This window comes from Microbacterium sp. UMB0228, from assembly GCF_002871415.1.
Taxonomy (GTDB): domain Bacteria; phylum Actinomycetota; class Actinomycetes; order Actinomycetales; family Microbacteriaceae; genus Microbacterium.
Map to the genome: position 1 here is coordinate 208,660 of NZ_PNFU01000002.1, position 26,232 is coordinate 234,891.

The window sequence follows — 26,232 nt, forward strand, 5'->3', positions numbered from 1 at the left end:
TCTCCGTCGACATGCCGCCCGTCGGTCGGTTCCGGCGGCGTGTCGGCCGTCAGCTCTGAAGTTGTGCACGGGGAGGGGGTGAGGCGGGCCGCGTACAGTGGGCTGGTGCCGGAGTTCCCCTACAGCCGCCTGCGTCGCTGGCCTGACGTCGAGGCGGACAACCTCCAGGCCCACGATGCGACCGACCTCCTGCTCGTGGAGCGCGCACTCGCGCTCGACGTGCCGGGCTCCGAGACGGTCGTGATCGGTGACGAGTACGGCGCGATCACGCTGGCGCTCACGGCGGCCGGGCGCTCCGGTGTCCGGGTGCATCAGGACCTCGCGACCGGACGCCGCGCCCTCGCGCGCAACGCGGAGGAGCTCGGAATCGGCGGGTTCGCGCCGCACGAGCTCGATGCCGATCTGCTCGCCGGAGCGAGACTGGTGCTGCTGCAGCTGCCGAAGGCCCTCGCCGAACTGGAGGAGATCGCCGACGCCGTCGCCCGCTGGGCCGCCCCGGAGGTAGTGCTCGTCGCGGGAGGCCGCGTGAAGCACATGTCCCTCGGTCAGAACGACGTCCTGGCGCGGAGCTTCGCCCACGTGCAGGCGCAGCGCGCGGAACGGAAGTCGCGGCTGCTCGTCGCCACTGAACCCCTCCCCGTGCCGGAGTCGCCGCCATTCCCGGTCTCCGCGCGGCACGGCGACCTCGTCCTCGTGGCCCACGGCGGCGCCTTCGCCGGACCCCGTCTCGACATCGGCACCCGCACGCTGCTCGATGTGCTCGACCTCGACGGGAACGATGACGGCCGCCGCGTGCTCGACCTCGGCTGCGGGACGGGAGCGCTCGCCGTGTCCTGGGCGCGTGCTCGCCCGCGGGACCGGCTCGTCGCCACGGACCGCTCGGCCGCCGCCGTCGCCTCCGCCCGTGCCACCGCGTCGGCGAACGGGGTGGCCGATCGGGTCGAGGTCACCCACGATGACGCGGGGTCGGCGCTCGCCGCGGGGAGCTTCGACACGGTGCTCCTGAATCCGCCGTTCCACCTCGGCGCCAGCGTGCACACCGGCGCCGCGACCCGCCTGTTCGAGGCCGCCGCGCGCCTGCTCCGACCGGACGGGGAGCTGTTCACGGTGTACAACTCGAGCCTCGGCTACCGGGCCGAGCTGACCCGGCTCATCGGCCCCACCGCGCAGCTCCGACGCACCCCCAAGTTCACTGTGACGCGCACCGTCCGGCGCCCGTGACGACCCCGCGACGAAATTGCTAGACGCTCGTACTATCCCCCGGTCAGCGGCGGAAACCCGGGCACGTCCGTGGCCCAGGATTTGCCGCTGACCGGCCATTTCGTTACGTTGGTCTGCGGGCCTGACGGCCCATAGACCAGTCCGCGGTCACGTCCTTCCTTCGATGAGCTGTGCGGCGAAGAGGCGTGGGCGTACGGTCGATCCCCTCTGCGGCGGATCCGAAATCCGCCGCCTGTGCCGCCACAGCGAAGACGTCGAACGGCCTCGTGAGGATCACCCGGGCGTGACCGAAGCAGGCTCAGCCACCCGAAGGCCGAGCCGCAGGGGAAACGTGTCCGAAACAGCACTCGAAGCGCGCCATCTGTACAAGGTGTTCGGGAGGAATCCGAGCGCCGCCGTTCGCCGGCTGAAGGCGGGGGAGAGCCGCACGGCCGTCGCCGACGCGGGGACCGCCGCCGTCATCGACGCCAGCTTCACCGTCAACCGCGGTGAGATCTTCGTCATCATGGGCCTGTCCGGATCGGGCAAGTCCACCATCATCCGCATGCTCAACGGGCTGCACGACATCACCGCTGGCACCGTCACCGTGGGCGGCGACCCGATCACGGGGATCCCGGCCGCGCGCCTCCGGGAGATCCGCCGCGACCGCATCTCGATGGTGTTCCAGCACTTCGCGCTGCTGCCGCATCGCACGGTCGCCGCGAACGTCGCCTACCCGCTCGAACTCAAGGGCGTCGGCAAGGCCGAGCGCCAGGCCAAGGCCGAGGAGATCCTCGCCCTCGTCGGGCTCGAGGGTCAGGGCGACAAGCTGCCGTCCGAGCTGTCCGGCGGCATGCAGCAGCGCGTGGGCATCGCCCGCGCCCTCGCGGCCGACAGCGACATCCTGCTCATGGACGAGGCCTTCAGCGCGCTCGACCCGCTGATCCGCCGCGAGATGCAGGAGCAGCTTCTGGAGCTGCAGCAGAAGCTCCAGAAGACCATCGTCTTCATCACGCACGACCTCAACGAGGCCATGTTCCTCGGTGACCGCATCGCCGTCATGCGCGACGGTCGCATCGTGCAGATCGGCACGCCGGAGGACATCCTCATGGACCCGGCGAACGACTACGTCGAGCAGTTCGTGCAGGACGTCGACCGTGCCCGGGTGCTCACCGCCGCGAACGTCATGGAGCGTCCGCGCCCCGTCGTCGCCGAGTCGGCCGGTCCTCGCACCGCGCTCCGCCAGATGCGCGACGCCTACATGTCGGCGACCTACGTGGTCGGCAAGGACCGGCAGCTCGTCGGCGTGGTCACCGACCGCGACGCCGTGAAGCTCGTGCGGCAGGGCGCCACGCGCCTCGACTCGATCATCAAGCCGGTGCTGCAGAGCGTCCGCGAGGACGACGTCCTCATGAACCTGTTCGTCCCCGCCGTCGAGTCGCCGCTGCCCCTCGCGGTGACGGATGCCGACGGCCGCCTCGCGGGAGTGATCCCGCGCGTCACCCTGCTCGCGGCGCTCGGTCCCGGGCCCGGAGCGACCGAGGAGATCCTGCTGCCGATGACCCCCATGCCCCAGGCCGAGATCGACGCCGTGCTCGACGACGGATGGACGGCCGAGCCCGGCCCTTCGACGAGCTCAGGGACCCAGGGTGGCTTCGGCTCAGAGGCACAGGGCGGGTTCGGGTCAGGGACCCAGGGTGGGTTCGACTCAAGGACCCAGGGCTTCGGCTCAGGGACCCAGGGCTTCGGCTCAGGGACCCAGGCGGAGGAGGTGCGCTGATGGACGGTTTCCGCATCCCCGTGGGCGACTGGGTCGCCGCCGGCGTCGACTGGATCACCGCCAACCTCGACGGCCTGCTCGACGCGGTCTCGTTCGTGGTGAGCTTCCTCGTCGACGGCCTCACCCGCCTGCTCCTCACGCCGCACTTCGCCGTCATCATCGTGATCGCGGCGCTGATCGCCTGGCTCGTGCGCTCGTGGCAGCTCGCCATCGGCACGATCCTGTCGTTCGGGCTCATCGTCGCCATGGACCTCTGGGTGCCGGCTATGCAGACGCTCGCCCTGGTGCTCGTCGCCGCCGTCGTGGCCGTGCTGATCGCGGTGCCGCTCGGCATCTGGTCGGCGCGCAATGCGACCGTGCGCGCGACGCTGAAGCCGGTGCTCGACTTCATGCAGACCATGCCGGCCTTCGTGTACCTGATCCCGGCGATCGTGTTCTTCGGCATCGGTGTGGTGCCCGGACTCGTCGCCACCGTGATCTTCGCGCTGCCTCCCGGCGTGCGTCTGACCGAGCTGGGCATCCGCGGCGTCGACGCGGAGACCGTCGAGGCCGGACACGCCTTCGGAGCGACGCCGGGGCAGATCCTCCGCGGCATCCAGCTCCCGCTCGCGATGCCGACCATCATGGCCGGCGTCAACCAGGTCATCATGCTCGCCCTGTCGATGGCGGTCATCGCCGGTATGGCGGGAGCCGACGGGCTCGGGAAGATGGTCGTCGAGGCGATCTCGACGATCAACATCCCCAAGGGCGTCGAGGCCGGACTGGGCGTCGTGCTCATCGCCGTGTTCCTCGACCGGGTGACCGCCGCTCTGGGCGCGCCCGGCGAGAACCGCTCCTCGCTCCTCGGCATGCTGAAGCGTCGCGGTTCGTCCCGGCCGTCCGCTCCCGTGGCGTCGGAGCCCGCAGCCTCCGCGCCCGCCGAGGAGGCTGCGACCGAATCCGAGCTCGCCCGCGCCTGAGCCCCCGCGTCCCCGTCTCCGTCCCACCCCTTTTCGTCCGGTGCGGGACGGAAATGGGGCGTCGGGGCGCGGATCCCGGCACGGTTTCGATCCCGGCACAGCTGTCCCGCGGCCTCGTCCGCACCTCCTGAATCACATACGGAACGCAAGAGAGAGAGTCACATGAAGAAGAAGATCCTGACCATCACCGCCCTCGGGGCTGCCGCAGCGCTCACCCTCGCCGGATGCAGCGGCGACGGCGCCGGTGGCACGAGCGGCGGCGGCGACGGTGCCGAGGACAAGGGCACCATCACCCTCGGGTTCCTGCCCTCCTGGACCGACGGCCTCAGCACCGCCTACCTCCTCCAGGACCAGCTCGAGAAGATCGGCTACACGGTCGAGATGAAGACGCTCACCGAGGCCGGCCCGCTCTACACCGGGCTCGCGCAGGGCGACGTCGACATGTACCCGTCGGCCTGGCCGGAGCTCACGCACGCCTCCTACATGGACACCTACGGCGACGACATCGAAGACCTCGGCACGTACTACAAGAACGCCAAGCTGACCCTCGCGGTGCCGGAGTACTCCGAGCTCACCTCGATCGAGGACCTCGCGGGCAAGGGCGCCGACTTCGACGGCAAGATCTACGGCATCGAGCCGGGTGCGGGCCTGACCGCCCAGACCCAGAAGATGATGCCCGAGTACGGCCTCGACGGCGAGTACGAGCTCGTCACCTCGTCGACCGCGGCGATGCTCACCGAGCTGAAGACCGCGACCGACAAGAAGGAGGACATCGTCGTCACGCTGTGGCGTCCGTTCTGGGCCAACGACGCCTTCCCCGTGAAGGACCTCGAAGACCCGAAGGGCGCCATGGGCAAGGCCGAGGGCCTGCACTTCCTGGGCACCGCGGGCTTCGCGGACGAGTTCCCCGAGGCGGCCGAGCTGATCAAGAAGATCAAGCTCGACGACGAGCAGTACGGCGCGCTCGAAGACCTCGTGGTCAACGAGTACGGCGAGGGCAAGGAAGCCGATGCGGTCGACGCGTGGCTCGAGGAGTACGGCGACCAGTTCGACTGGACCGTCACCAGCTGACACCCGTCGCATGTCTCGAAGGAGGGTCTCCCGCAGCGGGAGGCCCTCCTTCGTCGTGGGTGACCCCACTTACATTCGGGTGCCGAAGGTGGAAGCATGGCGCGAAACCGGCGGGTCGACCGGCCCGCGGAGGGGGGACACGACCATGTGCACAGGACTGAGCTTCACGACCGCCGACCACTACTTCGGGAGGAATCTCGATCTGGAGTTCTCGTACAACGAGACCGTGACCGTCACACCGCGGAACTTCCCGTTCCCGTTCCACCGGCTGCCGTCGATGCCGACGCACCACGCGATCATCGGGATCGCCACGATCGCCGACGGCTACCCGCTCTACTACGACGCGGTCAACGAGAAGGGGCTCGGCATGGCGGGACTCAACTTCCCGGACAACGCGCACTACCCGGCGCCGGGGTCGGGCGACACCGAGGTCACGCCGTTCGAGTTCATCCCCTGGGTCCTCGGACAGTTCGAGACGGTGGCCGAGGTGAAGGAGGCCCTGCGGTCGGTGAGCCTCGTGGACATCGACTTCAGCCCGGAGTTCCCGCTGTCGCCGCTGCACTGGATCATCGCCGACAAGAGCGCATCGATCACGGTCGAGAGCGTGCGCGGCGGCCTCAAGGTCTACGACAACCCGTGGGGCGTGCTCACGAACAACCCCACGTTCGACATCCAGAGCTTCCGGCTCAACGACTACCAGCACCTCTCGAAGCGGCAGCCGGAGAACACGTTCGCCGCGGACGTGCCGATGGACCTCTACAGTCGCGGCATGGGCGGGATCGGACTGCCGGGCGACCTGTCGTCGTCGTCGCGGTTCGTGAAGGCGGTGTTCACGCGGATGAACTCGGTGTGCGGGACGACGGAGTCGGAGTCGATCAGCCAGTTCTTCCAGATCCTCGGCTCTGTCGCTCAGCAGCGTGGCTGCGTGCAGGTCGGCGACGAGGAGAAGTACGAGATCACCATCTACTCGTCGTGCGCCAACACCGCCACGGGCGTCTACTACTACACGACCTACGAGAACAGCCAGATCACCGGCGTGGACATGCACAAAGAGGATCTTGACGGCTCCGAGCTCGCGGCCTACCCGCTCGTGAAGGGGCAGCAGATCGCGATGCAGAACTGATCTCCGCTCCGCGCAACCCCCTCATCGGGCGGGCGGCTGCGGCGTAGCCTGTGGCCGTGGACGGGTTCGCGGCGGTCGACTTCGGGTTCGCCCGCGAGGTCCTGCAGCGGGGCATCGCGGCGCTGTACCTCGTCGCGTTCGTCTCGACGCTGAACCAGTTCCGACCGCTCCTCGGTGAGCACGGACTCCTGCCCGCGCCCGTATTGCTGGACTGGGTGGCGCAGAAGCGCGAGCGCCGGAAGCTGCTGCACCCCACGCTCTTCACCCGCGTCCGCTACACCGACCGGCGTCTGGTCGCGCTGTGCGGGGCGGGGATCGTCATCGCCGCCCTGCTCATCGTCGGGGTGCCGCAGCTCGGACCGCCGTGGGTGCCGATGCTCGCCTTCCTCGCCCTGTGGTTCGGCTACATGTCGGTGGTGAGCATCGGGCAGACCTTCTACTCGTTCGGGTGGGAGATGCTGCTGCTGGAGGCGGGGTTCCTCGCGGCCTTCCTGGGCTCGTACGACCAGCCGCCGCCGACCGTGGTGATCGTGCTGTTCTGGTGGCTGCTGTTCCGGCTGGAGTTCGGCGCCGGGATGATCAAGATCCGCGGCGGACGCGAGTGGCGCGACCTCACCGCGATGACCTTCCACCACGAGACCCAGCCGATGCCCGGGCCGCTGAGCCGCCAGGCGCATCTGCTGCCGCGGTGGTTCCACAAGCTCGAGGTCGTCGGGAACCACGTCGCGCAGCTCGTCGTGCCGTTCTTCCTCTTCGCCCCGCTGCTGTCCCTCTGGCTTCCTGGTCCGGTGCCGCAGATCGTCGGTGCCGTCTCCGGCGGGATCGTGATCGCGACGCAGCTGTGGCTCGTGCTCACCGGGAACTTCGCGTGGCTGAACTGGGCCACGATCGTGCTCGGGTTCTCCGCGATCGGCCTCCCCGGCATCGGGACTCCGGAGCGGACGCCGGAGACCTCGCTGCCGTGGACGGTGTCCGGCATGCCGCTGTGGTGGGTCGTGGTGACCTCGGCGGTCGGGGCGCTGTTCGTCGTGCTGAGCGTGCCCGCCGTGCGCAACCTCTTCGCTCGACGACAGCTCATGAACGCGAGCTTCCACCGCTGGCAGCTCGCCAACGCCTACGGAGCCTTCGGCACGGTCACGCGGGAGCGGATCGAGATCGTCGTGGAGGGGTCGGACGACGAGGAGGGCCGGCACTGGCGCGAGTACGAGTTCCGCGGGAAGCCCGGGGACGTGCGGCGGATCCCGCGGCAGTTCGCCCCGTATCACCTGCGGCTGGACTGGCTGATGTGGTTCCTGCCGCTCGGGCACTCGCTGGACGACTGGTTCTCCGTGTTCCTCGTGCGGCTGCTGGAGGCGGATGCCCCGACGCTGCGGATGCTGCGCGTGGACCCCTTCCACGGCGAGCGGCCGCGGTGGGTGCGCGCCGTGTCCTACCGCTACCGCTTCACGACCCGCGCCGAGCACCGTGTCGACGGGGCCGTCTGGGTGCGGACCGGTCGCCGCGTGGTGCTCGGTCCGGTCGGCCTCCGCTGACTTCGAGTCGCGCACTGTGCGGCGAATCCCGGCCGGATGGAGCCATTCGGGCGATTCGAACGGCCGCCGAGCGCGGCGAAACGCCCCGGCCGGGGAGAGTCCCCGGTCGGAGCGTTCCGTCTCGCTGGACGTCGATCAGCTGACCTTCTTCCGGTAGGAGATGATCGCGAAGACGTAGGCGACCACGAGGATCCCGACGCACCAGGCGAGAGCGATCCAGATGTCGGACCCGACCGGCTCCCCCGCGAACAACGCCTGGATGGAGTTGACGATCGAGGTCACCGGCTGGTTCTCGGCGAACCACTGCACCGGTGCCGGCATGGTGTCGGTCGGCACGAACGCCGAGCTGATGAAGGGGAGGAAGATCAGCGGATACGAGAAGGCGCTCGCGCCGTCGACCGTCTTGGCGTTCAGGCCCGCGATGATCGCCAGCCACGTGAGCGCCAGCGTGAACAGCATCAGGATGCCGATCACTCCGAGCCAGGCCCAGACGCTCGCGCCGGTGCGGAAGCCCATGAGGAACCCGACCCCGAAGATGATCGCGAGGGTGATGGCGTTCGCGGTGAGCGACGTCAGCACGTGGGCCCACAGCACGCTCGACCGGGCGATCGGCATGGAGTGGAACCGCTCGAAGATGCCGCTCTGCATATCGGTGAACAGCCGGAACGCCGTGTAGGCGATGCCCGACGCGATCGCGATGAGCAGGATGCCCGGCAGCAGGTAGTTCACGTAGTTCTCGGCGCCGGTGCTCTGCTGGAGAGCGCCGCCGAAGACGTACACGAACAGGAGCATCAGGGCGATCGGGGTGACCGCGGTGGTGATGATCGTGTCGGGGCTGCGGAAGATGTGCCGCATGGAGCGGCCGGTGAGCGTCGCCGTGTCGGCGGCGAAGTGCGTGGTCATGCTGCATCTCCTCTCTGGACCTGGGTCCCTGAGCCCGCTTGGGTCCCTGAGCCTGTCGAAGGGGTCGAAGGGGTCGAAGGGGTCGAAGGGCCCGAGGGGCCGATGAGGGTGAGGAAGATCTCCTCGAGGGTGGGCTGCTTCTCGACGTACTCGACCTTCGCGGCCGGAAGCAGGCGCTTGAGCCCGGCGAGCGTGTCGTTCGCGATGATGCGGCCCTCGTGCAGGATCGCGATGCGGTCGGCCAACTGCTCCGCCTCGTCGAGATACTGCGTCGTGAGCAGCACGGTCGTGCCGCCGCCCGCGAGCTCCTTCACGACCTCCCACACCTCGATGCGCGACTCGGGGTCGAGGCCCGTGGTCGGCTCGTCGAGGTAGATGACCTCGGGGTCGCCGACCAGGCTCATCGCGATGTCGAGCCGTCGCCGCATCCCGCCGGAGTACGTGCCGACCTTGCGGCCCCCGGCCTCCGTGAGCCGGAAGCGCGCGAGAAGCCGATCGGCCACCGCGCCGGCGTCGGGCAGATGCCGCAGCTTCGCGACCAGCACCAGGTTCTCGCGTCCGGTGAGGATCTCGTCGACCGCGGCGAACTGTCCGGTGAGGCTGATGCGCTCGCGCACTCCGACCGGGTTCGCCGCGACGTCGATGCCCTGCACCGTCGCCGTGCCCGCGTCGGCCCTCAGCAGTGTGGAGAGGATGCGCACCATGGTGGTCTTGCCCGCGCCGTTCGACCCGAGGAGGGCGAAGATCGATCCCCGCTCCGCCTCGAAGTCGACGCCGCGCAGCACGTGCAGATCCTTGTACGACTTCTCGATGCCGCGCACCGAGAGGGCTGGCGTCGTCATGACTCGTCCTCCTTCTTCCTCGCCTCCGCGACCGCCTTGTTCAGCCGCGCGCGCTCCTTGTCGACCCACTGCGTGCCGCCGTAGGCCTCGGCGTAGTTCTCGGCGAACTCCACGGGGTCGTCGCCGATGATGTCGTCGATCGGGGTGCCGTCGATCGCGGCGCGCTCCCACAGGTCGGCGAGGTCGAGGAAGATCTGCACGAGGGTGTCCCCGTCGGTGATGCCCCCGTAGTACATCGTGTAGCGGTGCTGGGCGTTGGCGACCGTGCGGTACGGCTCCGGCAGAGCCTCGATCCGCGCTTTCGCCTGCTTGTACTGCTTCTTTTGCTCGAGCGATCCGGTGAGCGCTTCGATCCATTTGGCGGCCATGTCAGTTCTCCTCGTTCGGGGTGTTCGTGGTGTTCGTGTTGAGTCGTTCGATGTGCGTGCGGAGGAAGTCCCAGGTCGTCCAGAACTCCGCCAGCTCCTGGCGGCCCTGCGCGTTGAGGGTGTACACCTTGCGGGGCGGGCCCTTCTCGCTCGGCACCTTCTCGACGTCGACGAGCTTCTTCTGCTCGATCCTGACCAGCAGGGCGTAGACGGTGCCCTCGGCGGTGTCGGTGAAGCCGTGCTCGCGCAGCCGGGTGGTGATCTCGTATCCGTAGGCCGGCTGCTCGGCGAGGAGGGCCAGCACGATGCCCTCCAGGGTGCCCTTGAGCATCTCGGTCATCTGCTTGCCCATCGTCCCCTCCTCTCGTTCCTGTGTCTTCCGTTCAGTACTCAGTGTTGCTGGGTACCGGTACAAAGTATCACTGAGTACCGGTACCTAGCAACACCGAATACTGAACCTCTCCGCCCTCTTTTCCGCCGAGACCCCGGGTACGCGGCGAGACCCCCGGGTGGCGACGCGAAGACCCCGGGGTGTCGACGACAACCCGGGGTCTCAGCGGGAAGAGGGGGAGGAAGGGAGGTCAGGGGAAGAGGCGGCGGAGCAGGGGGAGGTCATCGTCGCGCAAAGCCTGCGTGATCACGGCAGCGGTCTCCGGAGGCATGTCCTTCTCCAGGCGCTGCCACAGCCACCGCGCGGCACCCAGGTCGGCGGTGGCGACGGCGGTCGAGAACGCGGCGACGCCGTCGTAGTACGGGATGGTGGACGAGCCAGGCGGGGCGTTGTACGGCGAGTAGATGTCGACGAACGGAAGAGCCGGGTCCGGGCGGAGGTAGAGGACGTCGCCGGGTGCGATCGGCTCGAAGCCGCGCACATGGTTGAAGCTGCCGACAGTGACGTAGTCGACGCAGAAGCGCTCGCCGATCGCGATCAGACTGTCGCCGGACTGGACCTCGTAGGAGAAGATCCGCCCGTCCGCATCAAGAGTGACGGGACCGCCCGCCAGCTCCGACGCGCCCATGTCGACGAGCTCGCCGAGGAGTTTCGCGTGAATTGGCGAGCCGTCGTCGCTGCCGATGCTGATGAACGCGTTCGTGGTGCAGTCCCCCGGCCCACCGGCGGGCACGCTGATGCCGTCACCCAGGTCGACGAGTTCGTCCTCGGTCGTGTCTTCGGCTTTCAGGGCGGCCGGCGTGGGGGTCGGCGACGGTGCGGCGGCGAAGCGCTCCGACGCCCACGAGGTGACGTCGAACACGGCGGACGCGGCGCTGACCACGACAGGAGCGGCCGCGACGACCAGGCCGGCGACGGCGACGGCGACGACGGCGGCGGTGATCGTGGTGGAGCGCTTCATCCCGGTCAGCATGGCATCGAAGCGTGCCGAGCACCAGAGCGGAGGTGTCAGCTGCGGAGATAGGCGAGGACGGCGAGGACCCGACGGTGGCCGCTGTCGGTGGCGGCGAGCCCGAGCTTGGCGAAGATGTTGCCGATGTGCTTGCTCACCGCGGTCTCCGTCACGAACAGGCGTGCGGCGATCGTGGTGTTGTCCAGGCCCTCCGCCATGAGCCCGAGCACCTCCCGCTCCCGTGGAGTGAGGGTCTGCACGGGGTCGTCGGCGCGACGGCGGCTCATGAGCTGCGAGATGACCTCGGGGTCCATCACGGTCCCACCGGCGGCCACCCGGCGAAGGGCGTCGACGAACGCGGCGACCTTGCCCACCCGCTCCTTCAGCAGGTACCCGAGGCCGTCCGCCCCGGCCGCCAGGAGCTCGCCCGCATAGCGGTCCTCCACGTACGCCGAGAGCACGAGCACCGGGAAGCCCGGGCGGCGGGCTCTCGCCTCGGCCGCGGCCTTGAGCCCCTCGCTGGTGAAGGTCGGGGGCATCCGCACGTCGACCACTGCCGCGTCGGCCTCGTCGAGCAGGGCGAGGAATCCGTCGGCGTCGGGCACGGCGCCGATCACGTCGAAGCCCTCGCTGCGCAGCAGGAGCGCGAGGCCCTCCCGCAGCAGGGTGTCGTCCTCGGCGATCACGATCCGCATGGCAGCTCCGTCCGGAGGATGGTGGGTCCCCCGACGGGACTCGTCAGCTCCATCGTGCCCTCGAACGCCTCGACACGGCGCCGGATCCCGGCGAGCCCTCCGCTCGGACGCTCGATCGCGCCGCCGGCCCCGTCGTCCTCCACCGTGATGAGGAGCAGCTCGCCCTCCCGCTCCACGCGCACGGTGGCACGGGCCGCTGCGCTGTACTTGTTCACGTTGGTCAGCGCCTCCGCGACCACGAAGTACGAGGCCGACTCGACCGCTGCCGGCACCCGGCCGATGTCCGCGGCGTCGAGCGTGCACGGCACGACGCTGCGCCCGGCGAGCGAGGCGAGCGCCCCCTCGAGACCCAGTTCGTCGAGGATCGGCGGATAGATGTCGTGCACCGTGCGCCGGAGGCCGGCGAGGGCATCGGCCGCGGCATCCTGCGCACGGTGCAACGGCTCGATCACATCGCCGCCGGTCTCCTGGGCGCGCTCCGCGATCCCCAGCATCATCACGACGTTCACCAGGCGGTTCTGGGCGCCGTCGTGCAGATCGCGCTCGATGCGACGGAGCTCGGCGGCGTGGGCGTCGAGCGCGGCCGCGCGGCTGAGCGTCAGCGCGTCGACGCGGGCGGCGAGGCGCGACTTCTGGGGCGTCGCGAGGAGTCTCGCCGAGACGAAGGCCACCAGCCGGGCGACCGCCGGGACGAGGAACAGCGCGGCCACCGCATAGGCGAGGGCGACGAGCGGCATGGTCCACGCCAGATCCCATGACGTGACCGGGTACGGCGAGCCGACCGGGTCGTCGGCGGGCGCGAACTGCCAGTACCAGGTGACCGCGAGTGTGTTGACGGCGGACAGCGGCAGCGCGAGCGTCAGCAGCGAGAGCCACATCACCGGGAAGGCGTGCACGGTGAGCCACAGCGCATCGCGAGCGGTGGAGCGGGAGAAGGCGAAGCGCAGACGCTCGTCGATGGTCGCGCCGCGCGGCAGTGTGCGCCCGAGTGGCGGCAGATCCTCCCCGCGTCGTCGTCCGATCCGTCGCCGCGCGCGGTCGCTCCAGGCGTGCAGTACCTGCACGACCTGCGGAAGCAACAGCACTCCGCCGGTGATGAGCATGAGCGGCAGCAGCACGAGGATGACGCAGAACAATGCGAGGGACACGACGGAGGCGCCGAGTTCGACCGCGAGGAACCGCGCATCGGGCAGCCATCCGCGCAGCCCGCGGCGCATCCATCCGTCCTTCACCCTGCAAGTCTGCCCGAGCGCCCCGCCGCCCGCGGTAGAGCCAGCTCCACCATCGATGCGGGACCGGGCGGGATGGGGGCGGACGCCCAGCTTTCCTAGCGTCGAAGCATGACCTCCCTCTCCTCTCTGCCGCTCGTCGAAGCGGCCCCCGCCGAGGCCCTGCGACTCAGCGGCCTCGTCAAGACCTACGGCTCCGGCAGCGCCAGGGTGACCGCACTCCGCGGCATCGACCTCGCCATCGCCCGGGGCTCGTTCACCGCCATCATGGGCCCGTCCGGCTCGGGTAAGAGCACGCTGCTGCACAGCGCGGCGGGCCTCGACCGCCCGACCAGCGGCACGGTGCACCTCGGCGGCACCGAGATCTCCGCGCTCACGCCCCGGCAGCTCACGGCGTTCCGCCGCGACCACGTGGGGTTCGTCTTCCAGGCCTACAACCTGCTTCCGGCCCTGACCGTGGAGGACAACATCACCCTCCCGCTGCGGCTCGGCCGGCAGGGCCTGGATCATCGCTGGCTGGAGACCCTGCTCGCCGCGGTGGGTCTCACGGACCGCCGCCACCGTCGCCCCGCCGAGCTCTCCGGCGGACAGCAGCAGCGCGTCGCGATCGCCCGTGCCCTCATCACCCGACCGCACGTCGTGTTCGGCGACGAGCCCACCGGCGCCCTGGATTCCCGCACCGGGAAGCAGGTCCTCGATCTCCTCGCCCATACCGCGAAGGAGCTGCACCAGACCGTTGTGGTCGTCACGCACGACCCGGTGGTGGCCTCCCACGCCGACCGGGTGATCTTCCTCGCCGACGGGGCGTTCGCCGGACATCTCGACGGCGGCAGCCCGCAGCAGATCACGGATCGCATGAGCACGCTGGGGGAGTGGTGATGTCCGCCTCGACCCTCGGGCTCGGGCGCATCGTCCGCGCCGACCTCCGTCACCATCGGCGCAGCCTCGCCGGGGTGTTCGTCGCCATTTTCGTCGCGAGCGCGCTCGTCACGGGGCTCGGCGTGCTCGTCGAGTCGGGCATCCGCGGCGGCCTCGCCCCGCAGCGCTACACGGCGGCCGAGGTCGTCGTCGGGGCCGTGCAGCAGGTCGACGTGCCGGAGGACCTGCCGGTACCGCTGCGCGAGCGCGCCCCCGTTCCCGCAGACGCCGCGCGGGGGATCGCCGCGCTGCCCGGAGTCGAGGCCGTGGTCGCCGACGTGACCGTCCCCCTGGCGCTCCGGGGCGGGACGACGGATGCCGTGATCGAGGCGCACCCCTGGTCCGCGACGGCGCTCACCGGCTTCACGCTCGCAGAGGGCCGGGAACCCGCTGCCGGTGACGAGGCCGTGGTGCTCGCCGGTGCCGGCCACGCCGTGGGCGACACCCTTCCGCTGGCCCACGGCGGCACCCCGGCGACCTACACGGTCGTCGGCCTGGTGACCGCAGAGGCGCTGCCGGAGCGTGCGGTGCCGGTGTTCCTGACGGACGAGCGCATCCGCGACCTCGACCCGCACGGCGGTGCCCCGCAGGCGCTGGGCGTGTTCGTCGACGGCGACCCCGAGCAGGTGGCGAGCGCGATCCGGGACGCGTTCCCCGATCTGGTCGCCCGGACCGGTGACGCCCGCGGCGACGTGGAGTTCCTCGACTCGGCGGCGGCGCGGACCCTGCTCATCGCGACCGGCAGCGCGTTCGTCGGTACCTGCATCCTCGTCGCCCTGTTCATCGTCGCGGGAACGCTGTCGCTGTCGGTGCAGGCGCGTCGGCGGGAGTACGCCCTGCTCCGTGCCGTCGGAGCCACCTCGTCGCAGGTGCATTCCCTCATCGCCAGGGAAGTGCTCACGGTCGCGGTCGTCGCCGCACTGCTCGGGATCGTTCCCGGGTACCTGCTGTCGTCCGCGCTGCAGTCGGCGTTCGTCGCGGGGGGCGTGATCCCTGGCGACTTCGCCCTCGCGCTGAGCCCGTTCCCGGCCATGAGTGCGCTGGTGCTGGTGCTCGGTTCGGCCTGGGGGGCGGCGCGCATCGCCGCGCGGCGTCCTGCCCGCCTCGATCCCATCGAGGCGCTGCGCGAGTCGTCGACGGGTCCTGGTCCGATCGGCCTGCCCCGCGTCATCACCGGGATCGTCTTCGCCGCCGCCGGCGTCTCGATCTCCACCGTCCCTCTGACCGTCCGCGGAGACGCCGCCGTCGGCGCCTCGGCCGGTGCGGCGATCCTGCTCATCGTCGCTCTCGCGCTGCTGGGGCCGTGGCTCGTCGCCCTGTGCGTGCGCCTCGTCGGCCCCGTGCTGCGCCGTTCGTCGGCCGCGGGCTTCCTCGCCGCCGCCCACACCACCGCGGGCAGCCGGCGCATGACAGCCGCGATCCTCCCGATCGCCCTCGGCATCGGACTGGGTCTCGTGCAGATCGGCGGGCCGGCGATCGTCGCGGACGAGGCGGCGACCCAGGCGCGAGCCGGGGTCACCGCCGACCTGCGGGTGGCGGCCCCGGCCGGGCTCTCCCCGGACGTCGTCGACGGGCTGCGCGGCGCGCCGGGGGTGACCGCCGCGACCGGCGTGGTCGTCAGCACCGCGGTGCTCGACGCGCTCGACATCGAAGGCAAGGTCGAACGCACGGAGTACGTGCTGCAGGGCGTCGACCCGTCGACGATGGACGGTCTGCTCGACCTCCGCGTGCAGGACGGGTCGCTCGCCGCCCTCGACGGCGGTGCGACCGTCGCCGTCAGTGCCGATATGGCCCACACGCTCGGCCTCGACATCGGCGACCCGGTGACGGGCGTGCTCGGCGACGGCTCACCCCTGGAGGCCACCGTGGTCGGCATCTACGAGCGCGGTCTCGGCTTCGGCGATCTCACCATGGCCGCCGACCACGTCCGTGCGCACACCTCCGCAGGACTCGACTCGTTCGCGCTCGTGTCGGTGGACGGTTCCGGCGCGGCCGACGCCCTCGCCGCCGACGGTCTGCAGGTGGTCCCGGGGGCCGGGCAGAAGGCGAGCACGACCGGCGCCGTCTCGCAGCAGGGGTGGGTGAGTCTCATCGGCCTGCTGGTCATCCTCGGGTACATCGCGATCGCCGTCGTGAACACCCTCGTGATGGCGACGGGGGAGCGGTCCCGGGAGTTCGCCCTGCTGCAGCTCATCGGCGCCTCCCGCGGCCAGGTGCGCGCCACGATGCGCGCCGAGGCGATCATGATCGCCGTCCTCTCGATGGTCTTCGGCGTGCTGGTGGCGATCCCGCCGCTGATGGGCATGAGCTACGGCATCTCCGGGCAGCCGCTCCCGGCGATGCCCGTGCTCGGCTCCCTCGCGATCATCGGCGGGATGGGGGCGCTGGCCCTCGTCGCGCTGCGGGTGGCGACAGGGGCCGCGCTGCGCCGTCGTCCGATCGAGGAGATCGGCTCTCGCGAGTAGGCGGCGACCAGGCGAGGGGCGCATCGGGACCCCCGGTGCGCCCCTCCGGCGTGTCTCCGGGGTGAAAAGGAGGGGTGAATTCCCCCGGTTCGGCCGGAGGGCTCGGCGGCGGACGGGCAGGCTGGCGGAGGCCCGGACCGAGTCCACCCTGCCCGAAAGGGTGCTCGGCGGTCGCCTGAGGGGGCGGGGGCTTCCGTGTGCGCGGATGCGTGCCGGAACGCGATGAATGGGGAGAGCAGTCATGGGATTCCGTGGTGCCCGCAAGGACCGCACGTCCGATGGTCTTCCGCCGGAGCGGCACAGCCGCTGGCGGGGCCGCACGAAGAGGCTGATCGGCGGTGCCGTGAGCACGGCGCTCGTCGCGTCGTCGATGATCGTCGTCGGCGGGACGCTGACCGCCGCACCGGCCGCCGCGGCGGAGCCGTTCCTGTGCACGCCGGGAGCGGTGTATGTGCAGAGCGCCACCGAGGTGCGCGAGTTCGCCGTCGATGACCGGGGTGGCTCCCTCGGCGCGACGAGCATCGGCGTCGGCCACTCCGACAATGGACTCGGCCTGTCGGCGGACGGAACGTTCGCGTACACGGTGACCAACGTCGGCACGGACAAGGTGCTGGCCAAGCACGACCGTCGGGGCGAGGGAACGACGAGCCGAACACCCTTCACGCTGGGAACGAGCCGCTCAGACTCCTCTGTCCTGCGCGGGGCTGTGCATCCCGTCACGGGCGTGTACTACTTCGCCAGCGGCACACTCGATGGTGCCATCAACCTCTATGCGTGGAACGAGAGCGTCACGCCGCAGACCTACGTGCAGGTCGGCAGGCTGCGCCCGACCACCGGCAGCAGCGCCTTCGGCGCCAACGGCGACATGGCCTTCAGCGCCTCCGGTCAGCTCGTGCTCGTCGCCGACCGATACATCTACTCTGCCGATCTGCCCGCCACACTCCAGCCCAGTACGGCCACGATCGATGCCAAGCAGGTGCACGACATGGGCGCTGGCGTGCAGGGCAACGGCATCGCGTTCGGAAACCTCGGTCACATCTTCGTCTCTGTCGGGGGCAACAACCCGTACATCGTCGAGGTCGATCTGCCCCGCGGGCAGACGGTCAACACGACCCAGCTCGGCACCTTCTCGCCCACCGACATGGCGAGCTGCACGTTCCCGAACACGCTGACGCTGAAGAAGGACCTCCCCGAGGGCCGTCACGCGGCGACCGATCAGTTCGGACTCCGAGTGCAGTCGCCGGCCGGCTACCAGGTCGCGCGGACCGACGCCGTCACCCGCGGCGACCGGTCCGGGCTGCAGCCGGACTACGCCGGCCCCGTCTTCACGAACCAGGGCGACACCTTCCGGCTCTCGGAATCGGCGGCGGGCTCGACCGACCTCACGAAGTACGACGCCTCCCTCGTCTGCCTGCAGGTGAACGCCGACGGCTCGACCACCCCGGTGGCCGTCAGCGCGGACGGACAGGTCACCCAGCCGGCCGGCCCGCTCGGCACCGACGTCACGTGCACCTACACGAACGTCCGCCTCGCGCCGGACCTCGCTCTCCGCAAGACCTCCGACCCCGCCGACGGCACCGCCGTGCAGGCCGGCCAGCGTCTCACCTACACGGTGCAGGCCGAGAACACCGGCAACACCCGCCTCGACCCGGTCACCGTGACCGACGACCTGTCCGGCGTGCGCGCGTTCGCCGAGTACCAGGGCGACGTGGCGACGGCGATCGACGGTGACCCGGTGTCGTCCGGCGCCGCCACCGTCACGGGCGACGACCTGGCCTGGACCGGCGCCCTCGAGCCCGGGCAGGTACTCACGATCACCTACTCCGTCGTCGTCGACGAGGGCGTGGAGGGCGAGCGCATCGCCAACCGCGTCACCGCATCCGGCACGCCGCCCGGGGGCCTGCCCCCGACGACCCCTCCGGCCGTCACCACCGAGCACCCCGTCGCCGGCTTCGAGGTCGCGAAGACCTCCGATCCCGCATCGGGCAGCGTGGTGGAGCCGGGTCAGACCATCGAGTACACCGTCACCGGCACGAACACCGGCGCGACCGTCCTCGACCCGGTGACCGTCACCGACGACCTCTCCGGCGTGCTCGCGAACGCCGCCTTCAACGACGACATCACGACCACGGTCGGCGGCACGACCGTGACCGCGGGCGGCGCGACCCTGATCGGGAACGACCTCGCCTGGACCGGAACGCTCCAGCCCGGACAGACCGTGACGATCACGTACTCGGTGACCGTGGGCGACGACACCTCCGGCGCGATCCTGCGCAACAGCGTGACCGGATCGGGCACGCCGACCACCCCGAACCCGGGCGACCCGACGGGGCCGCAGGTTCCCGGTGAGCCGATCGTCCCGCCGACGGTCACCACCGAGCACCCCGTGATCGGCTCCGGCTTCACGATCTCGAAGTCGGCCGACCCCGCCTCCGGCACGGCCGTGTCTGCCGGCGACACGATCACCTACACGATCACCGGCACCAACACGGGCGACACCGACCTCGATCCCGCGGAGATCGTCGACGACCTGTCGGGCGTGCTCGGCTCCGCCGGCTACAACGACGACGTCACGGCCGACCGCGGCTCCGTGCGGGTCGCCGACGCGACCCTCACCTGGACCGGGGCCATACCACGCGGGGAATCGGTCACGATCCGCTACACGGTGACGGTGGATGCGGGTGTCGAGAAGGCCCTGCTGCACAACGTCGTCACCGGATCGGCCACGCCGCAGATCCCGACCGACCCCGCCGACCCCTCCGGGGCGAAGACCCCGGGGTCCCCGATCGTCCCGCCGGCGGCGGAGACGGAGCACCCCGTCGTCGACACCGGCTTCGAGGTCTCGAAGTCGGCTGACCCGGCCTCCGGCACCGCCGTCCGCGCGGGCGACACCCTCACGTACACGGTCTCGGGCGTCAACACCGGCAACACGGTCCTCGACCCCGCGACCATCGTCGACGACCTCTCGGCCGTCCTCGCGAACGCGGAGTACGGCGGCGACGCGAAGGCCTCGTCCGGATCCGTCGCGCTCTCCGGCACCACGCTCACCTGGACCGGGACGCTCGCTCCCGGCGACCGCGTCGACATCACCTACACGGTGACGGTGGACGAGGATGCGACCACCGTGCTGCTCCGCAACACGGTGTCCGGTGAGGGCACCCCGCTGATCCCGACCGACCCGACCGACCCGGAGAGCCCGACCACGCCGGGCACCCCGGTCGAGACCCCGCCGGCGACGACGGAGCACCCCGTCGCGACGCCCGGGTTCACCGTCACCAAGACGGCCGACCCGGCGACGGGCACGCGCGTCGACCCCGGCAGCGTGATCACCTACACCGTGACCGGCCGCAACACGGGCGACACCGTCCTCGACCCCGTCGAGATCGGCGACGACCTGCGCGCGGCGCTGGCCCACGCGTCGTACAACGACGACGTGTCCGCCACCCGCGGCGACGTGCGCGTGGCCGACGGCGCCCTCTCGTGGAACGGCGTGCTGCGCCCCGGCCAGGACGTCGTCATCACCTACTCGGTGACCGTCGACGCCACCGCCGGCGGCGAGACCATCGCGAACACGGCCACCGGAGAGGCGACCCCGCTGATCCCCGCCGACCCGAGCGACCCCGGGAGTCCCACGACTCCCGGCACGCCGATCACGCCGCCGCCGTCGAGCACGGAGCACCCCGTGAACGAGCCCGGCTTCACGTTCGCCAAGACCGTCGACCCCGCCGCCGGTACCGCTGTCGACCCCGGTGACGTGCTCACCTACACGCTGACCGCGGTCAACACGGGCCAGACGGTGCTCGACCCGGTGACGATCACCGACGACCTGTCCGGTGTGCTGCCGTACGCGACGTTCAACGCGGACGCCGTGGCGAGCATCGCAGGTGCCTCCGCGGCTCCCGCGACCCTGGACGGCACCGAGCTGTCGTGGACGGGGGCGCTCGCAGTCGGCCAGACCGTGACCGTCACCTACTCCGTGACCGTGAGCGCCGACGGCGTCGGCACCGTGATCGAGAACGCGGCGTCCGCGACGGCGACCCCGCCGGGAGGATCGACGATCACGCCGCCGCCCGGTGTCACGACCAACCCGGTCAACGAGCCCGGATTCTCCGTCTCGAAGAGCGTCGACCCGGCTGCGGGCACGGCGGTCGACCCGGGCAGCGTCCTCACCTACACGGTGACCGGTGTGAACACGGGCGAGACGGCTCTCGACCCCGTCGCCATCGCCGACGACCTCTCCGGTGTCCTGGCGCACGCGGAGTACAACGACGACGCGACCGCGACGATCGGCGGCACGGCGACGACCGCGCCGACGGTGGCCGAGGACCGGCTGTCCTGGACGGGTGCGCTGCAGGTCGGCGAGAGCGTCACGATCACGTACTCGGTGACCGTGCGCGCCGAGGCCGGCGGTGCCGTCCTCGAGAACTCGGCCTCCGGCTCGGCGACCCCGCCGGGTGGGGTGCCGCCGATCGAGACGCCGCCGGCGACGACCGAGAATCCCGTGAACAAGCCCGGCTTCGAGCTGCGCAAGTTCGCCGATCCCGCGTCCGGCACGCGGGTCGACCCGGGCAGCGTCGTCACGTACACGGTGACCGGCGTGAACACGGGGGAGACGGCGCTGGCTCCGGTCCGCATCCTCGACGACCTGTCGGGCGTGCTCGCCCACGCCGCCTACAACGGCGACGCGACGGCGACCCTGAGCGACGGCACCGCGCCCGGACCCGTCGTCGCGGGCGACGAGCTCACCTGGGCCGGTGACCTCGCGGTCGGCCAGCGTGTCACGATCACCTACTCGGTGACCGTGCACGGCGATGCCGGCGGTGCGATCATCGCGAACACCGTCGAGGGCACGGCCACGCCTCCTGGCGGCGCCGAGCTGACCCCGCCGCCGGTGACGACGGAGAACCTCGTCGGCAGCCCGGGCTTCACGTTCGTCAAGTCGTCCGACCCCGCATCCGGCTCCGCCGTCGCGACGGGCAGCGTCGTGACGTACACCCTCACCGGCACCAACACCGGCGAGACGGGTCTGGACGAGGTCGTCGTCACGGACGACCTGACCGGAGTGCTGCGGCATGCCGACCTCCGCGGCACGGCGACCGCCACGGTGGGTGACCGGGCGGTGGCCGCGCCGACGATCGACGGCACGACGCTGCGCTGGACGGGCAGCCTCGCCGAAGGAGAGCGTGTCGTGATCACCTACGCGGTGACCGTGCACGCCGACGCGGCGGGGGCGACGCTGCGGAACGCGGCCACCGCCTCGGCCACGCCGCCGGGCGGGGAGACGATCACCCCGCCGACGAGCACGACCGAGAACCGGGTGCTGACGCCGCTCGCCCTCACCGGCGGACAGCTGGCGCCGTGGATCCTCGGCCTCGCGACCGCCCTGCTGCTCGGTGGCGCGGTGCTCCTGCTGGTGCGACGTCGCCGCATGCAGAGCTAGCGGTTCCCGAAGAAGGCCCCGCCCGTCGTCTCCGACGGGCGGGGCCTTCGTCATCCCAGGAGGAGGCCGTGCCGGGCGGCCTGCTCGAGCGCCTCCGTGCGGTTGGCCACGTCGAGCTTGCGGTAGATGCTGCGGAGCTGCGTCTTCAGGGTGTTAGGCGAGATCCGCAGCTCCGCGGCGATCTCGGGCAGCGGCGCCCCCGTCGTGAGTGCGTGCAGCACCACCTGCTCCCGCGAGGAGAGCTTCGGGCGCGCCGCGAACGACGGCAACGCCGAGCGGGTGGGCAGCGGCGGGTCGCCGATCGGAGCGAGGTCGGCCCGGACGGCGGCGAAGTCCTCGGCGCCGAGCAGGGCCAGCGGAGTGCGCAGGTCCCGGTCGGCGAGCTGGGCGTGCAACGCCTCGGTCACGGCCTGCGCAGCGGCGGGACTGACGCGGTGGAGCGCCGCACTGTGCACCGCGGCGGCCTCCGCGCGCTCGCGGGACGTCGTCGGCTCGAGGCGTGTCGTGGCGAGCAGCCGCACCGCATCCGGAGCGCGACCGTCGATCAGGGCGATCCTGGCCCGTTCCAGGAGGGTGCCGAAGCGGTCGGTCCCGGCGTCGCGCTGCTTGATGCCGCGCGCGGCACGGACATCGCCGAGCGCCAGGTGCAGCAGGATCCGGGGGCGGCTCAGCGCCTGGCGCGCCGACGTCGACCCGGCCTCGCGCCCGCGCATCCGGGCGAACGACTCCAGCCGCTCCAGTCCGCCGGCGGCCTCGCCGTCGTGCAGCGCGATCCACGCCTCCACCGCCGCCATCGTCGTCCAGTGCTCGCTCGTCGCCCGGTGCGGCAGGAAGGCGCGCACGTGCTGCTTGGCCGCAGCGAGGTCGCCCTCCTCGACCGCGAGCATCGCCTCCGCGACGCGGTAGAACGTGCCGCGGTACCCGTCCAGCAGTGCGGGATCCCACGAGCCGTCCCGGATGATCTCGACGTAGTGGCGCGCTTCCGGGAGGTCGCCGTTGAGCGCGTGGATCCCGCTGAGCAGGCTCACGGCGTGGAAGGCGTTGTCCGTGCCCTGCGACGCGGCGAGGGCGGCCGCCTCGTCGAAGAGGTGGACGGCCTGCTCCCGACGGCCGCCGTAGTACAGCGAGATCCCGAGGTGCGTGCACAGCAGTGGCATCTCGATCGCGTACTGCTGCCACTGCGACTCCGAGGTATCCGTGTACAGCGCGAGCGCGCGAGCCGCGACCTGCCCGGCCCGCTCGGGCATCCCGACCACCCGCAGCGCCGCGCTCTCCGCGGTCCAGATGAACAGGCGCTCCGTCGGCGAGAGGGCGCTACGCCGGGCGTTCGCGGCGGAGATCGCCATCCGCAGCAGCTGCAGGCCCCGCACCCGTCGGAGCCGGTTGGCGTTGAGGCAGATGCCCAGCAGCATCGCCACCAGCGGCTCCTGCTTGAGCCGAGCGAGGGGCAGGTCGCCCAGCAGCGCCACGACCCGGCGACCGTCGTGATCCAGAAGGTGGCTCCAGCCCGACATGATGACGTGGGCGGCGAGGTGCAGGTCGTCCTCCTCCATCGCCAGGCGGAGCCCCTCGAAGGGGGCGTCGCGCCGCAGCGCACCCTCGATCGCGAGGCGCCGGAGCAGGCGGATCTCGGCCGGGAAGCGCTCCAGGAGGTCGCGGCGCAGAAGGGCGCGAGCCGGCGCGGCGATCGTGAAGGTCCGGCGCCCGGATTCCGTCGACCACCGCCCGAAGCCGAACACCTCGGCCTCGTCGAGGGCGGCGCCGATGTCCGGATCACTGCTGAGAGCCTGCGCCAACGGCAGGTCGACGGTGTCCGTGATGCTGATCCGGATCAGGCCCTCGAGGACGCCGGCGCCGAACGTGCCCTCCTCCATGCGGCTGCGGAGGTAGTCGTCGACCGCCGCGGTCGCGACCTCCACGATCGTCGTGCCGCCCGGGACACGGCCGCGGAGGGCGACGGCGCGGATGACCGCGGGAAACCCCTCGGTCGCCTCCCGCACGGCGACGGCGGTGTCTTCATCGACGTCGAGCGCGCGGCGGATCTCGTCGATGTCGAACGCGAGGTCGTCGGGAGAGATCAGCGCGGTGTCGATCACGAGGCCGATGCCGTCGCTGTCGAAGGGGCTGGGGCGGTTCGTGGCGACGATCAGGCGGACGTGCGGCGGGACGGCGACCGTGCGGCACAGGTCGAAGACCGCATCGCGGTCGAGTGCGGCGGCGTCGTCGAGCACGATGACGAGAGGCTCCTCGTGATCGCACAGGTACTGGCCGACGGCAGGCCACCCTTCCTCGGCGTCCGGGGCAGGATGACGGGCGCCGACGGCCTCGCCCGCGCCGCGCAGCGCCCGCAGCAGGGCGGTGGCGAGGGCCGCGCTCGTCGCCAGGGCGGGTGTGGCCGTGAGCCACACGACGCGGTCGGGCGAGGTGAAGGCCCAGCCCACCAGGGCGGTGGTCTTCCCGGAGCCCGCGGCTCCGCGCAGCAGTGTGAGCGGAGCTCCGTCGTCCAGCGCGGCGTTCACCCGCGGACGTCCGATGACGTGCGCGGAAACCCGCGGCAGCCTCTTGTCCCCTTGCGCGCCGAAAGCCGGCATCGTCCCTCCCCAGGTACGCATCCCCACCCCTACGATATCCAACCCGCCCACGGTTCTAGGCTCGGAGGGGTGAGTGGTCCGACAGTCCCCGTGTCCTCCCGCCGCGTGCCGACCAGCGCCCTCCTCGTGAGCGCCGCGCTCGGCGCGGTCCAGGCCCTCGTCTTCCTGGCCGTCGTGCCGATCACGAGCGTGCTGGCCGCCACGTCCCCTCCCGCCTACGCGGTGGTCGCGGGCGTCCACACCGCGCTGCCGTTCCTCGCGCGCGTCGTCACCCGCGTGCCGGGAATGGCGACACTGGCCGCCTTCGTGACCGGCGTGCTGACGGTCGCGGTGTCGCCCATCGGGCTGCTCGGCGTCGTGCCGCTCGTCCTCGGCGGCGTGGTCCTCGACCTGGCGCTGCCGTTCCGGCGGGACGCCCCCGTCCGCCCGGCCCGGGTCCTGCTCGCCGGTGCCGTGACCGGTGCGGTGCTCTTCGTCGTCGCCCTCCCGGTGTTCTCGCCCGAGCACCTCATTCCGCCGGTGCTCGTCGCCACGCTGCTGGGCCGGGTGGTGGGGGAGCTCGCGGTGGCGGGTGTCGTGCTCGCCGTCCGCCGGCTGCTGCGGCGCGCCGGCGTCGCCCGCTAGCCGGCATGCCGGTCGACATACCCCCACGGGGTATCATGAGCACATGGTCGGTCGTCGCGTGCTCCAGGGAGCGATGCTCGCCGTCCTCCTCGTGGGCGGCGTCCTCCTCGGCCTCCTCGGCATGCACGCCCTCGACACGCACGGCACCCCGGGGGCGCATGCCGCCGCGGGGCACACGGCCCCCGCGCACCCCGCGGCGTCGGCAGCGCATGAGGCGAGCGGAGCGGAGGTGGCCGTCGTCCCGGATGACCCCGCGCACGAGGGCGGGGCGGCCTGCGTCCTCGCCCTGCTCGGCGGACTGCTCATGCTGCTGCGCCCCTCTCGCGCTTTCTTGACGGCGCCACTGCTCCGCGCTCTCCGCTCGCCCGTGGAGGCGGCCGCCGCCCCGCTTCGTCCTCCCTCACTCCACGTCCTCTGCATCAGTCGGACCTGATCGGCGCCGATGCGCCCGGGCGCCGCGACCGCGGACGCCCTTCCGACAGACAGAGATGAGAGAGAAATGACCAATCGAACCATTGCCGCCGCCGTCCTCGTCCTGGCGGGAGCCCTCGCGCTCGCGGGATGCGCCTCGACGGCACCCACGGGGCCGGTCGACCACTCCGGCATGGATCACTCCACCTCGGACGCCCCGCTGACCGGAGCGAACGAGGCCGATGCGATGTTCGCGTCGATGATGATCGTCCACCACGAGCAGGCCGTCGAGATGTCGGACATCGTGCTCGCGAAGGACGACGTCGACCCCCGGGTCGCCGACCTCGCGGAGCGGATCACGGCCGCTCAGGGTCCGGAGATCGAGAAGATGCAGGGCTGGCTCGACGACTGGGGTGCCGAGGCGGGTGACCCGGCCGCGATGGACCACGGCGACGGCATGATGAGCGACGACGACCTCGCCGCGCTCGAGGCCGCCGCGGGCCCGGAGGCGTCCCGGCTGTTCCTGGAGCAGATGATCGCGCACCACGAGGGCGCGGTCGCGATGGCCGAGGCGGAGGTGGCGGACGGCGAGAACGCCGACGCCGTCGCCCTCGCACAGGACATCATCGACGCGCAGACCGCCGAGATCGCGGAGATGAAGGAGATCCTCGCCACGCTCTGATCGGCACCCGGCCCCGCGTCGCCTCCGCGGCGCGGGGCCCGTCGCCCGTGTGCATC

20 protein-coding genes are annotated in these 26,232 nt (G+C 71.2%); 12 read left to right on the forward strand and 8 right to left on the reverse strand.

The genetic code is table 11. The features are described 5' to 3' along the window. The first annotated feature begins 105 nt into the window (after positions 1 to 105). The 6 genes from CJ226_RS05190 to CJ226_RS05215 all read left to right on the forward strand — a co-directional run bounded on the left by CJ226_RS05190 (position 106) and on the right by CJ226_RS05215 (position 7,665). Positions 106 to 1,221: a class I SAM-dependent methyltransferase gene (locus tag CJ226_RS05190; protein ID WP_102208515.1), complete on the forward strand. Its 1,116-nt coding sequence runs from the start codon at positions 106 to 108 to the stop codon at positions 1,219 to 1,221. A 331-nt stretch (positions 1,222 to 1,552) separates the two neighbouring features. Further along, positions 1,553 to 2,980: a glycine betaine/L-proline ABC transporter ATP-binding protein gene (locus CJ226_RS05195; RefSeq protein ID WP_257996524.1), complete on the forward strand. Its 1,428-nt coding sequence runs from the start codon at positions 1,553 to 1,555 to the stop codon at positions 2,978 to 2,980. Further along, positions 2,980 to 3,939, forward strand: coding sequence for a proline/glycine betaine ABC transporter permease (locus tag CJ226_RS05200; RefSeq protein WP_102208516.1), 960 nt, complete (start codon positions 2,980 to 2,982; stop codon positions 3,937 to 3,939). The genes CJ226_RS05195 and CJ226_RS05200 overlap by 1 nt, the downstream gene beginning before the upstream one ends. 162 nt (positions 3,940 to 4,101) lie before the next feature. Continuing rightward, positions 4,102 to 5,010, forward strand: a complete 909-nt coding sequence (locus tag CJ226_RS05205) for a glycine betaine ABC transporter substrate-binding protein (RefSeq protein WP_102208517.1) — start codon at positions 4,102 to 4,104, stop codon at positions 5,008 to 5,010. Positions 5,011 to 5,155: 145 nt separating this feature from the next. Then, on the forward strand, positions 5,156 to 6,133 hold the full coding sequence (bsh, locus tag CJ226_RS05210; protein WP_102208518.1) for a choloylglycine hydrolase: 978 nt from the start codon (positions 5,156 to 5,158) through the stop codon (positions 6,131 to 6,133). Positions 6,134 to 6,189: 56 nt separating this feature from the next. Continuing rightward, positions 6,190 to 7,665: a lipase maturation factor family protein gene (locus CJ226_RS05215; RefSeq protein WP_102208752.1), complete on the forward strand. Its 1,476-nt coding sequence runs from the start codon at positions 6,190 to 6,192 to the stop codon at positions 7,663 to 7,665. A 135-nt stretch (positions 7,666 to 7,800) separates the two neighbouring features. Here the strand turns inward: CJ226_RS05215 and CJ226_RS05220 are convergent, their stop codons facing one another. The 7 genes from CJ226_RS05220 to CJ226_RS05250 all read right to left on the reverse strand — a co-directional run bounded on the left by CJ226_RS05220 (position 7,801) and on the right by CJ226_RS05250 (position 13,048). Then, positions 7,801 to 8,568 carry an ABC transporter permease gene (locus CJ226_RS05220; RefSeq protein WP_102208519.1) on the reverse strand — a complete coding sequence of 256 codons (768 nt, stop codon included), beginning with the start codon at positions 8,566 to 8,568 and terminating at the stop codon, positions 7,801 to 7,803. Further along, a complete protein-coding gene (locus CJ226_RS05225) occupies positions 8,565 to 9,410 on the reverse strand; it encodes an ABC transporter ATP-binding protein (RefSeq protein ID WP_102208520.1) in 846 nt (281 codons plus the stop codon). Before CJ226_RS05225 ends, CJ226_RS05220 begins: the two co-directional genes overlap by 4 nt. Beyond that, positions 9,407 to 9,778, reverse strand: a complete 372-nt coding sequence (locus CJ226_RS05230) for a DUF1048 domain-containing protein (RefSeq protein WP_025104172.1) — start codon at positions 9,776 to 9,778, stop codon at positions 9,407 to 9,409. The genes CJ226_RS05225 and CJ226_RS05230 overlap by 4 nt, the downstream gene beginning before the upstream one ends. A gap of 1 nt (position 9,779) precedes the next feature. Beyond that, positions 9,780 to 10,130, reverse strand: coding sequence for a PadR family transcriptional regulator (locus tag CJ226_RS05235; protein WP_102208521.1), 351 nt, complete (start codon positions 10,128 to 10,130; stop codon positions 9,780 to 9,782). Between the two features lie 229 nt (positions 10,131 to 10,359). Further along, the gene (locus CJ226_RS05240) at positions 10,360 to 11,130 is read right to left on the reverse strand and encodes a LysM domain-containing protein (protein ID WP_146008204.1); all 771 of its coding nucleotides are present in this window, start codon (positions 11,128 to 11,130) and stop codon (positions 10,360 to 10,362) included. Between the two features lie 47 nt (positions 11,131 to 11,177). Beyond that, positions 11,178 to 11,816, reverse strand: a complete 639-nt coding sequence (locus tag CJ226_RS05245; RefSeq protein ID WP_062637512.1) for a response regulator transcription factor — start codon at positions 11,814 to 11,816, stop codon at positions 11,178 to 11,180. Beyond that, entirely contained in the window at positions 11,804 to 13,048 is a 1,245-nt protein-coding gene (locus CJ226_RS05250; RefSeq protein WP_231868291.1) for a sensor domain-containing protein, read from the reverse strand. Before CJ226_RS05250 ends, CJ226_RS05245 begins: the two co-directional genes overlap by 13 nt. 108 nt (positions 13,049 to 13,156) lie before the next feature. Here CJ226_RS05250 and CJ226_RS05255 point away from each other — a divergent pair, with 108 nt between their 5' ends. From CJ226_RS05255 to CJ226_RS05265, 3 genes are all read left to right on the forward strand, one after another. Continuing rightward, positions 13,157 to 13,924, forward strand: a complete 768-nt coding sequence (locus CJ226_RS05255; protein ID WP_102208522.1) for an ABC transporter ATP-binding protein — start codon at positions 13,157 to 13,159, stop codon at positions 13,922 to 13,924. Next, a complete protein-coding gene (locus tag CJ226_RS05260) occupies positions 13,924 to 16,428 on the forward strand; it encodes an FtsX-like permease family protein (protein ID WP_102208523.1) in 2,505 nt (834 codons plus the stop codon). Before CJ226_RS05255 ends, CJ226_RS05260 begins: the two co-directional genes overlap by 1 nt. A gap of 241 nt (positions 16,429 to 16,669) precedes the next feature. Beyond that, the gene (locus CJ226_RS05265; protein ID WP_102208524.1) at positions 16,670 to 21,868 is read left to right on the forward strand and encodes an isopeptide-forming domain-containing fimbrial protein; all 5,199 of its coding nucleotides are present in this window, start codon (positions 16,670 to 16,672) and stop codon (positions 21,866 to 21,868) included. 50 nt (positions 21,869 to 21,918) lie between these two features. On the opposite strand, the gene CJ226_RS05270 is transcribed toward CJ226_RS05265, so the two are convergent. Further along, positions 21,919 to 24,480 carry a LuxR C-terminal-related transcriptional regulator gene (locus tag CJ226_RS05270; protein ID WP_257996525.1) on the reverse strand — a complete coding sequence of 854 codons (2,562 nt, stop codon included), beginning with the start codon at positions 24,478 to 24,480 and terminating at the stop codon, positions 21,919 to 21,921. Positions 24,481 to 24,528: 48 nt separating this feature from the next. Here CJ226_RS05270 and CJ226_RS05275 point away from each other — a divergent pair, with 48 nt between their 5' ends. From CJ226_RS05275 to CJ226_RS05285, 3 genes are all read left to right on the forward strand, one after another. Then, positions 24,529 to 25,083: an ECF transporter S component gene (locus CJ226_RS05275; protein WP_062637500.1), complete on the forward strand. Its 555-nt coding sequence runs from the start codon at positions 24,529 to 24,531 to the stop codon at positions 25,081 to 25,083. Between the two features lie 43 nt (positions 25,084 to 25,126). After that, positions 25,127 to 25,516: a DUF6153 family protein gene (locus tag CJ226_RS05280; protein WP_102208527.1), complete on the forward strand. Its 390-nt coding sequence runs from the start codon at positions 25,127 to 25,129 to the stop codon at positions 25,514 to 25,516. 66 nt (positions 25,517 to 25,582) lie between these two features. Further along, entirely contained in the window at positions 25,583 to 26,176 is a 594-nt protein-coding gene (locus CJ226_RS05285; RefSeq protein ID WP_102208528.1) for a DUF305 domain-containing protein, read from the forward strand. The last annotated feature ends 56 nt before the right edge of the window (positions 26,177 to 26,232 follow it).

What these genes read in the sequence shown, in the direction of transcription:
- CJ226_RS05200 (WP_102208516.1), top strand. Translation starts at nt 2,980, where the DNA reads ATGGACGGTTTCCGCATCCCCGTGGGCGACTGGGTCGCCGCCGGCGTC.
- CJ226_RS05205 (WP_102208517.1), top strand. Translation starts at nt 4,102, where the DNA reads ATGAAGAAGAAGATCCTGACCATCACCGCCCTCGGGGCTGCCGCAGCG.
- bsh (WP_102208518.1), top strand. Translation starts at nt 5,156, where the DNA reads ATGTGCACAGGACTGAGCTTCACGACCGCCGACCACTACTTCGGGAGG.
- CJ226_RS05220 (WP_102208519.1), bottom strand. Translation starts at nt 8,568, where the DNA reads ATGACCACGCACTTCGCCGCCGACACGGCGACGCTCACCGGCCGCTCC.
- CJ226_RS05225 (WP_102208520.1), bottom strand. Translation starts at nt 9,410, where the DNA reads ATGACGACGCCAGCCCTCTCGGTGCGCGGCATCGAGAAGTCGTACAAG.
- CJ226_RS05230 (WP_025104172.1), bottom strand. Translation starts at nt 9,778, where the DNA reads ATGGCCGCCAAATGGATCGAAGCGCTCACCGGATCGCTCGAGCAAAAG.
- CJ226_RS05235 (WP_102208521.1), bottom strand. Translation starts at nt 10,130, where the DNA reads ATGGGCAAGCAGATGACCGAGATGCTCAAGGGCACCCTGGAGGGCATC.
- CJ226_RS05240 (WP_146008204.1), bottom strand. Translation starts at nt 11,130, where the DNA reads ATGAAGCGCTCCACCACGATCACCGCCGCCGTCGTCGCCGTCGCCGTC.
- CJ226_RS05245 (WP_062637512.1), bottom strand. Translation starts at nt 11,816, where the DNA reads ATGCGGATCGTGATCGCCGAGGACGACACCCTGCTGCGGGAGGGCCTC.
- CJ226_RS05255 (WP_102208522.1), top strand. Translation starts at nt 13,157, where the DNA reads ATGACCTCCCTCTCCTCTCTGCCGCTCGTCGAAGCGGCCCCCGCCGAG.
- CJ226_RS05260 (WP_102208523.1), top strand. Translation starts at nt 13,924, where the DNA reads ATGTCCGCCTCGACCCTCGGGCTCGGGCGCATCGTCCGCGCCGACCTC.
- CJ226_RS05265 (WP_102208524.1), top strand. Translation starts at nt 16,670, where the DNA reads ATGGGATTCCGTGGTGCCCGCAAGGACCGCACGTCCGATGGTCTTCCG.
- CJ226_RS05270 (WP_257996525.1), bottom strand. Translation starts at nt 24,480, where the DNA reads ATGCGTACCTGGGGAGGGACGATGCCGGCTTTCGGCGCGCAAGGGGAC.
- CJ226_RS05280 (WP_102208527.1), top strand. Translation starts at nt 25,127, where the DNA reads ATGGTCGGTCGTCGCGTGCTCCAGGGAGCGATGCTCGCCGTCCTCCTC.
- CJ226_RS05285 (WP_102208528.1), top strand. Translation starts at nt 25,583, where the DNA reads ATGACCAATCGAACCATTGCCGCCGCCGTCCTCGTCCTGGCGGGAGCC.